Genomic DNA, 11,094 nt, shown 5'->3' with positions numbered 1-11,094 from the left:
CCCTGTCCGACCGAAGCTCTCGCGTCGCTACCCCACGACGACTCTGTGCCGACGCCAAGGTAACAAGCGGGCCGGGATACGTACAGTAGAAAGAACATGCGACTTGCAATAGGCTCCACACACAACGGGCTCGACGACCGGCCGCGCCCTGGTGGCGACCAGCAGGAGGGGTGAGATCCGCGATGGCGACCGGCCTGCCCGCCGAGGGCACCTGCCAGGTGTGGTGGGCCCGGACCGTGCCGCCCGACGACCCGGACCTGCTCGCCCTGCTCGCCGGCGAGGAGCGCCGCAGGCACGCGGAGTTCACTGATCGGCGAGGTCGCGCGGCGCACCTCACCGCACGGGCGTTGACTCGGCTGGTGCTCGCCGGCATGCTCCGCGTCCCGGCGACCGGACTGCGCTTCGAGGCCGTCTGCCGGAGCTGCGGCGGGCCGCACGGCAAGCCGGTGCTGCGCTCACCCGAGTCGCCGGTGAGGTTCTCCGTCTCACACTCCGGGCAGTGGTGCGTGGTGGCGTTCGCCACCCGGACCGAGGTCGGTGTCGACATCGAGCGGCTCGCCCTGCGCGGCGGCACGCTCCCGCTGCGCGCCCTTGCCGAGGTGGAACGCGCGGTCGTCACCGGCACCGGGGTCCGGCACCGGACGGCCGCCTTCGTCCGGTACTGGACCAGGAAGGAGGCGCTGCTCAAGGCGACCGGGGACGGGCTCACCGTCGACCCGGCAAAACTCACCGTGACCGGGCCGGACCAGCCTGCCGCCCTGCTGAGCTGGGACGCCACGCCGGCGCCGGCCGGACCGCCACACCTGAGCGACCTGGCCGCGCCCGTCGGGTACGACGGCGCGCTGGCCACGCTCGGGCGGCCGCTTGTTGTTTCCTACCACGACGGTCGATCCCTCCTCGATCGGAATCGCACCGGTGCGGCGGTTCCTGAGCGACACACATTTCCAATAAGGTGCTGGCCTAGCGCAACCACCTGGTCTCCTTCCGTCGCCGGTACGCAGGGCTCACCGTCCGGCGAGGCAAGGAGCCCACGCAGGCGAGAACCGACACCACGCAATGTCCGTTGAGCCCTCAGGAAAGGGATCCGATGTCTGACGACAGCCGCACGTCGTCCGGTGCCGACACCAGCACGGTGCCGGCACCGGCCGCGGCACCACCCGACGAGTTCGTCCCCCCGATCACCGGCCGCAAACGCACCCTCGCCCTCGTCGTCGTACTCACCGGGTTCGTGCTGGACCTACTCGACATCACCATCGTCAACGTGGCGCTGCCGTCGATCCGCGACGGCATCAACGCCACCGCCTCCACGATGCAGTGGCTGGTGGCCGGGTACGCGCTCGCCTTCGCGTCGATGCTGATCATCGCCGGTCGGCTCGGCGACATCGTCGGCGTACGCAAGATGTTCCTCATCGGTGTCGCCGGCTTCACCTCCATCTCGCTGCTCGCCGGCCTCGCCCAGAACCCCGAGCAGCTGATCGTGCTGCGCTTCCTGCAGGGCGCGATGGGCGCGGTGATGGTGCCGCAGGTCTACACCCTCATCCAGCTGCTCTACGCCCCGAAGGAACGTGGCCGGGCGTTCGCCGCGATGAGCGCCGCGCTCGCCTTCGGCACAGTCGGCGGGCCGCTGGTCGGCGCGCTGCTCACCACCGCCAACGTGGCGGGCCTCGGCTGGCGGACCATCTTCCTGGTCAACGTGCCGATCGGCATCGCGGCCTTCTTCGCCGCGCGGGCCCTGCTGCCGGAGTCGACGCCGAACCGCCGGGAACGGCTCGACCTGGTCGGCGCGGCCCTGATCACGGCGGCGGTGCTGCTGATCGTCTACCCGCTGGTACAGGGACGCGAGCAGGACTGGCCGGCCTGGACCTACGCGAGCATGGTCGGTGGCCTGGCCGTCTTCGCGCTGTTCGTGGTGCACCAACGGTCCCGCACCGAGTCGCCGCTGGTGCCGATGTCGCTCTTCAAGCACCGCTCCTTCAACTCGGGCCTGGTGGTGGTCTTCCTCTTCCAGGGCGCGGTGATGTCGTTCTTCCTGATCATCACCATCTACCTGCAGATCGGCGTCGGGTACACCATCCTCCGCGCCGGCCTGTCCGGGCTGCCGTGGGACATCGCCGTGCCGGTGCTCGGTTGGCTATCCGCCCGCGCGATCACCCCGAAGCTCGGCCGGTTGGGCCTCCAGGCCGGGCTGGCGCTGCTGATCGCCAGCATGTTCTGGTTCATGTGGGTGATCGGCAGCACGCCCCAGGTGACCATCTGGCAACTGCTCGTCCCGATGTTCATCGGCGGCGCCGGCATGGGTATGACCTTCCCGCCGTTGATGGGCTACTCGCTGCACGACGTGCCAGGTCATCAGGCCGGCTCCGCTTCGGGAGTGGTCAACGCCAACTACCAGATCGGTGTGACGCTCGGCATCGCGGCCTGCGGCACGCTCTTCTTCAGCCTGCTCGCCGGGCAGGCGCCGGCGGCGGTCGACGACGTGGCTCCCCGGCTGCGCGCCGACCTGGTAGCCACGGGCGTCTCCGACGCGCAGGCCGGGCAGATCAGCGACCGGTTCCGCGACTGCATCACCAACCAACTCGACGCGCCGGACCCGACACTCCCGCCGCCCGGCTGTGATGCCGCGAGCCTCGCCGCCGGCAGTGGCGGCACCGCCGCCGGGGTGATCGAGCAGCGAGCGTTCGAGACCAGCCAGATCAGCTTCCAGCGGGCGATGGTCGGCACCCTCTGGTTCAGTGTGATCAGCTTCGCCCTGGCCCTGCTGGGCAGCTTCCTGCTACCCAGGCGCTAGCGAGCCGGACGCCGGTGCGGGACGACCCTGGAGCCAGGGCCGTCCCGCACCGGGCTCCGACCACTGCGGCCCCGGTTGCGCCGTCTGAACGGCGCAACCGGGGCCGCGTGTCGACGCGGGGGCGTCGCTCAGCCGAGCGCGGTCCGGTAGGTCGCGAAGGTCCAGACGTGGCCCTGCGGGTCCTGACAGGTGAACTCGTACGAGTCGTGCGGCTTGCTCTCCGGGGCCAGCAGGATGTCGGCACCGGCGGCCACGGCCCGGCCGTGGATGTCGTCCACCTCGGTGTCGGTCTCCAACCGGACGAAGGTGCCCGCGGTGGCCGCGCCGAGCGCCAACGGCTCGCTGAGACGCAATCCGCCGTTCGCCGGATTGATCATGATCAACCCGTGCTCGCCGATGCGGAGTTCGGCGTGGTATACGTTGCCGGCGCCGTCGTCGAAGACGCTCAGCGTGGTGAAGCCGAACGTGTTCACCAGCCATTCGATGGCCTTCGCCGGGTTCTGGTAGGCGATGTAGGGGGCGACGGTGGGCGGGACCGAGGAATCGGCCATGGGTCACTCCTCAGAGTCGATAGCGGGCAGGTCAGGACGAACAATCACTCTATGTGCTCTTTGTGTCCTGGCGACAAAAAAGAGCGGACGTTCTGTCGGCAACTGGTCAGTCCAGCTTCGGGGCGTAGCTGCCGAAGCCCCACAGGTGGCCCTCGATGTCCCGGACCACGTACTCCCGCGAGCCGTAGTCCGTGTCGGTCAACGGCATGACCACCTCCGCGCCCGCCCCGACCGCGCGGTCGTGGTGCGCGTCGACGGCGTCCCCGACGTACACGTAGACACCCTGGCTCGTCAGGGGCAGGTCACGCGGGCTGGCCATCGGCAGCGTGGACGATCCGGCCGGGCCGAGTTGGAAGGTACCGATGCCCCACCGCAGTTCGGCGTGCACCACCTGACCCTCGCCACCGGTGGTGGTCTCCAGCACCTCGAAGCCGAAGGCCGAGCAGAGCCAGTCGATCGCGGCGCGCGGGTCCTGGTACCGCAGGAAGGGAATGACGGGTGCCACCAGATCGGACATGAAAGATCCTCCAGGCGTCGACAGAAGACAACACACCCTACCCGCCGGTCGCGGTGGCCGGGCACAGCCGACACACCGGCGATCAGCGGGCCCGCACCAGCAGTGGCAGCTGATCGTACGAACGCAGGCTGGCATGCCGGCGCCGGACCGGCGGCGCCGCGGGTCCGAGGATCTCCACCGCGCCCACCAGGCGCTCGAAGACGACCACCGACATCAGCCGCGCCAGCGCGGTGCCGAGACAGTGGTGCAGGCCCCCACCGAAGCCGAGGTGCGGATTGGGATCCCGCCCGACGTCGAGACGCTCGGCGTCGCCGAAGACAGCGGCGTCCCGGTTCGCGGCGCCGAGCAGCAGCAGTACGGTCCGACCGGCCCGGATCTTCACACCTTCCACCTCGACGGGCTCGCGGGCAACCCGGATGACGTTCTGGATCGGGGCGTCGTACCGGAGGAACTCCTCCACCGCCGACGGGATCAGCGCCGGGTCGGCCCGCAGCCGCCGCAGCTGCTCCGGGTGGGCGAGCAGCGCGGCGACCCCGTTGGAGACCAGGCCCATGGTCGTCTCGAAACCGGCATGGAACAGGAAGAGCATGTTGTCCGCGAAGTCCGCCACAGCCAGCCGGTCGGTGGCGGACTCCTCCCAGTACATCCCGGCCAACGTCGGTCCGCCCGGCTGTTCCCGTCGGGAGGACAGCAGCTCGGCGAGGTAGTCGTGCAGCCACGGCAACGCGGCGTTGATGTCGTGCAGGTCGCCGGGGGTGAGATTCGCCGCGTCGAAGACCTTGGCGAGCGAGACGACCCGGGTCAGCACCTCCGGGCGGTCCACTATCGGAATGCCGATCAGGTCGCACACCACGCCGACCGGCAGCGGCACCGCCAGGTCGGTCACCACGTCGAGCTGGCCGCGTTGCAGGGCGGGGTCGAGCAGCGCGTCGGCCGCGGCGCCGATGTGCCCGGTGAGCCGACGCACCACCGGGGTGCCGAGTGCCCGGCCGATGAACCGCCGCAGCCGGGTGTGATCCGGCGGGGTACGGGTCAGCACGATCCGGTCCAGGAACTCGGCACCCGGGCCGTCGCCGAGGGTGAGCCGGGTGTACTCCGCCGGCATCCGGCTCTCCAGGCGGGTGTCGCGCAGCAGGGTGGACACCAGGGAGTGCCCGGTGACCAGCCACTGGCCCAGCTCCGCCCGGGACAACGGTCCCCGTGCGCGCAGCTGCGCGTAGGCCGGGTACGGGTCGTCCTGGGTGGCCAGGAACGCCGCGGACAGGTGGGGACGCGCGGAGTCGGCTCGCATACAGAGCACTATCCGGCAGGATACCCGGGCCGGCAAGACCCAACATACTTCATCCGCTGATCACCGGCCCACGCTGTCGACACCCGCCGTGTCGTGTTCTAGGCTCTGGATTGTGCGCGAGGAACCCGCTTCCATCGGTCAACGTCTGCTGGCTCTCATGGACCACTACCGGGGGAGCGACAGCGCCCTCAACGAACAGGTGCTGTGGCACCTTCGGGGCCCGTACGACCACTTGGCGATGACCCGTGCGGTGGCCGCCCTGACCGCCCGGCACGAGCCGCTACGGACCACCTACCCACGCGGGCGGCGGCTGCGCCAACTGATCCACGAACCGCGTCCTGTGCCGGTGCCGGTGACCGACGTTTCCGGCGAGACCGAGCCGGCCGCCGCCGCCCGTCGAATCGTCGCCGACGAGGTGTCCACCGGGATCGACGCCTCGGTGTGGCCACTGCGGTCCCGGGTGGTCCGGCTCGGCGCGGAGCACCACCTGGTCGTGCTCACCCTGCACCACTACTGCTCCGACGACTACTCCAACGCGCTGCTTGCCAGAGACCTGCGCGCCCTGTACGGCGGGGAGACCGGCGAGCCCGTCGACCTGCCCGAACCGCAGTGGCAGTACGCGCAGTGGGCACGCTGGCAGGCCGAACAGCTCTCCGGGGCGAACCGGGAACGCCTCACCGGGTACTGGACGGGCAAGCTCGCCGGCGCGCAACTGGTGCAGCTACCGGCTCGCCGCCAGCGTCCGGTGCCCCTCGGCGAGCCGCCGTGGATCTCCATCGAGCACTACGTGGACGCGGAGACCACCGCCGCGCTGCGACAGCTCGCCCGCCGGCACCGCACCACGTTGTTCCCGGTCACCCTGGCGGTGTTCTACGCGCTGCTGCACGCCGAGACCGCCGCCAGCGATCTCACCGTGGCCTCGCTCTTCGCCAACCGTGGGCAGCCGCAGGTACGCGACACTGTCGGCTTCTTCGCCAGCATGGTGCTGCTCCGTGAACGCTTCACCCCGGACACCACCCTGGCCGAGCTGATCGGGCAGACCCGGACCACCGTGATGGACGCGATGCGCCATCAGGATCTCCCTCATCAGCTGCTGCCGCCGGATACCGTGACCGGGGGCACCGGACGCACCGACGACGTACTGTTCCAGTTGCTCGGCAGCCTGATGACCCGGGCCGACATGGCCGGAGAGGAGCTCGACGACATGGAGGCTCAGCTGGAGCGGCGGCGTTTCGCGCTGGAGTTCGTCGTCGTGCCGCAGGGAGACGTGCTGTCCGCGCTGCTGCTGTGCTCCCGTGCCGAGTTCGATCCGGCCTGGGCCGACGCGTTCGTTCGCGACTACGTAACCCTGATCCGCCGGGCGGTCGCCGACCCCGAGGTCCCGCTCGCCACGTTGCGCGCTACCCCGGTGGTCTGAGTCAGTCGCCTCCAACATCTGCTTGAGCCCGCAATAATTGACGTCGCACAGGATTGCCATAGGCGGTGGGACTCTGGGCCCCTTCTCTGGAACCGGCCAAATATGCAATGCAATTTGCAACGACCATGAACCGACGACGACAATTCGGTTGGGCGTTCCCAATCAGGACGTTCGGGCGCGTTTCTGTTAAACGCTTTCTACCACCCCCAACCTGCACGCGAGCCACCGTCGCCGGGGCAAGACAGAAGTGCTGCTGGATTCAGGATGAAAAGGGCCTACCCACCCCCAGCCCCCGCCGCCCCCACGGCCACCCGCGGACGATCAACCGCGGTTGCGGCCCGCCAGCGGGCCGGGGCACCAGCGCACCACGCGTGCCTCCGACACCGCCGGGCGGGACCGGCGCCGACGCACCACGAACTTGAGGTGCAGGCGCAGCATCCGACCGATCTGCTCCGAAGCCACACCGCGCCCGCAACGGTGCCGCTCCAACATCGCACGCTCGGCGCCACACCGCACGACCACTGCCGCGCCGGCCGCACTTGCACCGGCGGCCACGTCGACCAGAGAGGTGAATCCCACCTCGTCGACACCGGTCACGTCGGTCAGATCCAACTCGACGCGCTCCGGCCTCGAGTCGACATGGTCCAGCATGTACTCGGCAACCCGGGTGACATAACCGGCGGTACTGCGGTCGACACTGCCGCTGACGGAAATCGCTACAGCGGTACTACTCACCCTCCGGGCTTTGACCATCGGCAACACAAAATTCCCCCCTCCTGCTGGTGTCACACCCTAGAACGCGCCTGCGCGGCATGGGAATGACCAATCGGCTTCAATACTGTGACATCCGCGTGCTATCTCCACCGATAATTCTGATTAGCGACAATGCATGTGACTATCCGTGCCGAGACAGGAAGACCTTCGGCTTGCCCCGGCCGTCCGGGTTCTCGCCGGCAGCGGGCAGCGCCTACCGGCGGCGACGCGCACACCCAGGCCCGTGGCAGGTGCGGCGCGCACCGGCACGGCGGTGTCGACCGACGCCGATCCGACACCGGCGAGCAACAACGCGTCACCGCACCCGTGCCGGGTGCCGGAGATCCGACAGGAGTCCCCGGAGACCTTGCCCAGTCCGGGTCGAACTTCCCGCCGCTCCGCGCGGATCGTGTTGCATGCACCTGGCTGGCCCTTGCCTACACGACAAACCCAACAGACACTAGATACATGAGTGCACCGTCCCTGGCACCACGGTTCGACGCCCTGGACCCGAACGTCGTCGACAACCCCTACCCCGAGTACGCCCGCCTGCGCGACGCCGGGCCACTATGCCGGATCGGACCCGGCAGCTGGGGCGTCACGCGTCACGCCGACGTCGCTGCCCTGCAGCACGACCCCCGACTCGGCAGCGAGTTTCCCGCCGGTTACCACGAGGTGTCGGTGGGCGACGGACCGGCGAGCGCGTTCTTCCAACGGATCATGCTCTACCGCGACCCGCCGGACCACGTCCGGCTACGGCGGCTGATGAGCCGGGCGTTCAGTCCCGCAGTCGTCCGTCAGCTGCGCTCGTACGTGGTGGAGCTGGTCGACGAGTTGCTCGTGCCGGCATTGCAGAACGGCCGGATCGACCTGGTCGGCGAGCTGGCCTACCCGCTACCGGTCCGGGTGGTCTGCCGGCTGATGGGCATCCCACCAGAGTCCACCGAGGAGGTGCGCCGGCACGCGATGAACCTCGGTCGGGCCTTCACCGCGGTGGTCGGCGAGCAGGCCCGCGCCGAGGCCGACGTGGCCGTGCGCTGGCTGCGCGAGCACATCGGCGAACTGCTCGACCAGCGCCGGGCCCGCCGCGGCGACGACCTGCTCTCCCGGCTGCTCGACGCCGAGGAGTCGGGGGACACCCTGAGCCACGACGAGATCGTCGACAACACCGTCTTCTCGTTCTTCGCCGGCTTCGAGACGACCGTACACATGATCACCACCGGCGCCGCCGCCCTGCTGAGCCACCCCGACCAGCTGGACCGGCTGCGGGCGGATCGTTCGCTGGTCGGCACCGCCGTCGACGAGTTCCTGCGCTGGGACGCTCCGATCCAGGGCACCGCCCGCTACGTCCACGAACCCATCGAGATCGGCGGGCGCACCGTACGACGAGGCCGGGTGCTGGTGCTGATGGTCGGGTCGGCGAACCACGACGAGCGCCGTTTCTCCCGGCCCGACCGGCTGGACGTGGGCCGCACGGACAACCCGCACCTGGCCTTCGGCGGTGGTGCACACCTGTGCCTGGGTGCGTTCCTGGCCCGGATGGAAGGAGCTGTGGTCTTCGACCGGTTGGCCCGCCTCGCCGTCTTCGAGGCAGCCGGACCGACCGTGCGCGAACGCGACACCCCGTTCCGGGCGTACGCCTCGGTCCCGGTCCGGATCGGCTGACCTGCCGCCGCTGTGCCGATGGTACGACGGCGGAGGAGTCGGGCCGGCCCGCCACTGGCCTGGCCCGCCGCTGGCTCAGCCGGCGGGCAGGGCCTCCAGGACGGTCAGGGTGGGCGTACCGACCACCTGGGTCAGCCGCAGACCGACCCGCTCCAGCAGCCGGGCGGTCTCGTCGGCGCTGCGGTGTGCGCCGCCGGTGAGCACCATCGCGTGCACGTCGAACAGCTTCGCCATGTCGAACGCGTCGCCGGCCGGCAGCACCGCCTCCAGCAGCACCAGGCGTGAATCGGGCCGCATCGCGCTGCGGACGTTGCCGAGGATGCGGGCGGCGGCGTCGTCGTCGAAACCCGGCAGCACCGTCTTGAGCAGGTAGCCGTCCCTGCCGGCGGGCACCGCGGCGAAAGCGTCTCCCGGCACCACCTCGCAACGCTCGGTCACGCCTGCCTCGGCGAACACCTTCGGCGCGCCCGACACGACGTGCGGCAGGTCGAACAGCACGCCCCGGACCGCTGGGAAGCGGGTGAGCAGGCCGGCCAGGAAACCGCCGGTACCGCCACCGACGTCGACCAGGGTGCCGAACCGGCGCCACGGGTACGCGCCTAGCACCGTTCGCAGGTGCAGCCGGTTGACGCTGCGCATCCAGTCGTCGACACGGGTACTCTCCTGCGGGTGGTCGGCGAGATAGGCCCAGTAGTCCTGGCCGTACACGTGCGCGAAGGCCGGTTCGCCGGTGCGCAGGGTGTGCCCGATCGCACCCCAGGCCCGCACGTCGGAGTCGAGCAACGTAAAACTGTCGCGCAGGGACATCGGATGGTCGCCGCGCAACGGTTCGGCCAACGCGGTGAGCGCGAACGTGGCGTCGGCGACCTCGGTGAAGACGCCCCGGGCGGCCAGTGCCCGCAGCAGGCGCAGCAACGCGCCGGGGTGCGCGCCGGCCGCGCCGGCCAGCTCCGCCACGGTGCGTGGACCGCCGGCGAGCAGGTCGGCGATGCGCAGGTCGCAGGCGGCCCGCAGCGCGAACGGGGTGATCTGGTCACCCAGCTCACCGAGCCGGATAACGGCGGGCAGGTCGAGGTGCTGCCGGGTGGTCGCCATGTCAACGCCCCTTCTGTCGGCGCAGCCGCTCACCGGCGAACTGCAGCAGGCCCAGTTTGTCCAGTCCGGTACGAACGTTGTCGGTCATCAGGCCGATCTGGCTGAGCGCGACCGCCACCCGGGAGAACACCGCCTGCCGATACTTGATCATGAGGTCGTGGTTGGTGGCGAAAGCCACCCCGTCGGCGCGGTCGACCTCCAGGCGCTGCCAGATGTCGTCGAGCAGGAAGCGCTGCCGGATCAGCGCCGCGGCGTCCAGGACCAGCTCCTCCCGTTCCGCCCGCTCGGCTGTGGTGAGCTGGTCGTAGATCCCGGTGAGGGAGAGCACCCCGAAGGTCACGTGCCGGGCCTCGTCGCGGGCCACCAGGTGGGTCAGCTCCTTGATCAGTGGATCGTGGAAGCTGTTGTTGGACAGCCGGAACGAGGCCATAGCGATCGCCTCGACCATGATCTGCATGCCGAGCGCAGTGACGTCCCACCGAGAGTCGGACAGGATGTCGGTGAGCAGTTCCCGCAACGGCGGGGACACCTCATACGGTTCGGGGATCTTCTCCCGCAGGTACCGGGAGAAGACCTCGACGTGCCTGGCCTCGTCGACAGCCTGGGTGGCCGCGAAGAACTTGCTGTCCAGGTCCGGCACCGTCTCCACCAGCCGGGCCGCGACGACCATGGCCGCCTGCTCGCCGTGCAGGAACTGGCTGACCATCCACGACTGGAACTCCCACCGGAACGTGTCCCAGGCGCCGCGACCGCGCGCGGCCAGCGGCGAGTCGGCGAACGCCGCCATGGCGAAGGCGGAGTCGTCGGGCAGCGGCGCGCCGAACGGCACGTGCATCGACCAGTCCACGTCCGAGACCCGCCACTGCGCGGCCTTGGCACGTTCGTAGAGCGCCACCAGCCGGGGATCGGAGGCTTCGTAGTCCCAGGTGAGTGTGGTGTCTACACGAGCCGGCACGACAAAGCTCATACAACACAACCTACCCAGTGAGCCGACCGATGCCAATGCATAGGCGCTAT

The 11,094-nt window shown here is 69.7% G+C and carries 10 protein-coding genes; 4 read left to right on the top strand and 6 right to left on the bottom strand.

Translation table 11 applies throughout. The features are described 5' to 3' along the window. Positions 1-170: 170 nt before the first annotated feature. The gene (locus tag ACFHWY_RS11065) at positions 171-1,067 is read left to right on the top strand and encodes a 4'-phosphopantetheinyl transferase family protein (RefSeq protein ID WP_416580049.1); all 897 of its coding nucleotides are present in this window, start codon (positions 171-173) and stop codon (positions 1,065-1,067) included. Positions 1,068-1,087: 20 nt separating this feature from the next. Then, on the top strand, positions 1,088-2,788 hold the full coding sequence (locus ACFHWY_RS11060) for a DHA2 family efflux MFS transporter permease subunit (protein WP_416580048.1): 1,701 nt from the start codon (positions 1,088-1,090) through the stop codon (positions 2,786-2,788). 128 nt (positions 2,789-2,916) lie between these two features. Here the strand turns inward: ACFHWY_RS11060 and ACFHWY_RS11055 are convergent, their stop codons facing one another. The 3 genes from ACFHWY_RS11055 to ACFHWY_RS11045 all read right to left on the bottom strand — a co-directional run bounded on the left by ACFHWY_RS11055 (position 2,917) and on the right by ACFHWY_RS11045 (position 5,147). Further along, a complete protein-coding gene (locus tag ACFHWY_RS11055) occupies positions 2,917-3,339 on the bottom strand; it encodes a VOC family protein (RefSeq protein ID WP_416580047.1) in 423 nt (140 codons plus the stop codon). Between the two features lie 106 nt (positions 3,340-3,445). After that, on the bottom strand, positions 3,446-3,856 hold the full coding sequence (locus ACFHWY_RS11050; protein WP_416580046.1) for a VOC family protein: 411 nt from the start codon (positions 3,854-3,856) through the stop codon (positions 3,446-3,448). A gap of 82 nt (positions 3,857-3,938) precedes the next feature. Then, the gene (locus tag ACFHWY_RS11045) at positions 3,939-5,147 is read right to left on the bottom strand and encodes a cytochrome P450 (RefSeq protein WP_416580045.1); all 1,209 of its coding nucleotides are present in this window, start codon (positions 5,145-5,147) and stop codon (positions 3,939-3,941) included. Positions 5,148-5,304: 157 nt separating this feature from the next. Between ACFHWY_RS11045 and ACFHWY_RS11040 the strand changes: the two genes are divergently transcribed. Beyond that, entirely contained in the window at positions 5,305-6,564 is a 1,260-nt protein-coding gene (locus ACFHWY_RS11040; RefSeq protein ID WP_416580140.1) for a condensation domain-containing protein, read from the top strand. Positions 6,565-6,885: 321 nt separating this feature from the next. On the opposite strand, the gene ACFHWY_RS11035 is transcribed toward ACFHWY_RS11040, so the two are convergent. Continuing rightward, positions 6,886-7,299 (bottom strand): hypothetical protein, encoded by a 414-nt coding sequence (locus tag ACFHWY_RS11035; RefSeq protein ID WP_416580044.1) that lies wholly within the window; start codon positions 7,297-7,299, stop codon positions 6,886-6,888. A gap of 486 nt (positions 7,300-7,785) precedes the next feature. On the opposite strand from ACFHWY_RS11035, the gene ACFHWY_RS11030 reads away from it, so the two are divergent. Next, positions 7,786-8,982 (top strand): cytochrome P450, encoded by a 1,197-nt coding sequence (locus ACFHWY_RS11030; RefSeq protein ID WP_416580043.1) that lies wholly within the window; start codon positions 7,786-7,788, stop codon positions 8,980-8,982. Between the two features lie 75 nt (positions 8,983-9,057). Here ACFHWY_RS11030 and ACFHWY_RS11025 read toward each other — a convergent pair whose 3' ends face one another. Both ACFHWY_RS11025 and ACFHWY_RS11020 read right to left on the bottom strand, forming a co-directional pair. Beyond that, positions 9,058-10,077 carry a methyltransferase gene (locus ACFHWY_RS11025; protein WP_416580042.1) on the bottom strand — a complete coding sequence of 340 codons (1,020 nt, stop codon included), beginning with the start codon at positions 10,075-10,077 and terminating at the stop codon, positions 9,058-9,060. Position 10,078: 1 nt separating this feature from the next. Beyond that, positions 10,079-11,044, bottom strand: coding sequence for a ferritin-like domain-containing protein (locus ACFHWY_RS11020; protein ID WP_416580041.1), 966 nt, complete (start codon positions 11,042-11,044; stop codon positions 10,079-10,081). Positions 11,045-11,094 lie beyond the last annotated feature (50 nt).

Source organism: Micromonospora sp. LOL_024, from assembly GCF_048060415.1.
Taxonomy (GTDB): Bacteria; Actinomycetota; Actinomycetes; order Mycobacteriales; family Micromonosporaceae; genus Micromonospora.
Note: the sequence above shows the minus strand (reverse complement) of the source record. Positions and strands in the feature narration are given on the sequence as shown.

Coding starts and splice junctions, on each gene's coding strand:
- ACFHWY_RS11060 (WP_416580048.1), top strand. CDS start 1,088: ATGTCTGACGACAGCCGCACGTCGTCCGGTGCCGACACCAGCACGGTG.
- ACFHWY_RS11040 (WP_416580140.1), top strand. CDS start 5,305: ATGGACCACTACCGGGGGAGCGACAGCGCCCTCAACGAACAGGTGCTG.
- ACFHWY_RS11055 (WP_416580047.1), bottom strand. CDS start 3,339: ATGGCCGATTCCTCGGTCCCGCCCACCGTCGCCCCCTACATCGCCTAC.
- ACFHWY_RS11020 (WP_416580041.1), bottom strand. CDS start 11,044: ATGAGCTTTGTCGTGCCGGCTCGTGTAGACACCACACTCACCTGGGAC.
- ACFHWY_RS11050 (WP_416580046.1), bottom strand. CDS start 3,856: ATGTCCGATCTGGTGGCACCCGTCATTCCCTTCCTGCGGTACCAGGAC.
- ACFHWY_RS11030 (WP_416580043.1), top strand. CDS start 7,786: ATGAGTGCACCGTCCCTGGCACCACGGTTCGACGCCCTGGACCCGAAC.
- ACFHWY_RS11025 (WP_416580042.1), bottom strand. CDS start 10,077: ATGGCGACCACCCGGCAGCACCTCGACCTGCCCGCCGTTATCCGGCTC.
- ACFHWY_RS11045 (WP_416580045.1), bottom strand. CDS start 5,147: ATGCGAGCCGACTCCGCGCGTCCCCACCTGTCCGCGGCGTTCCTGGCC.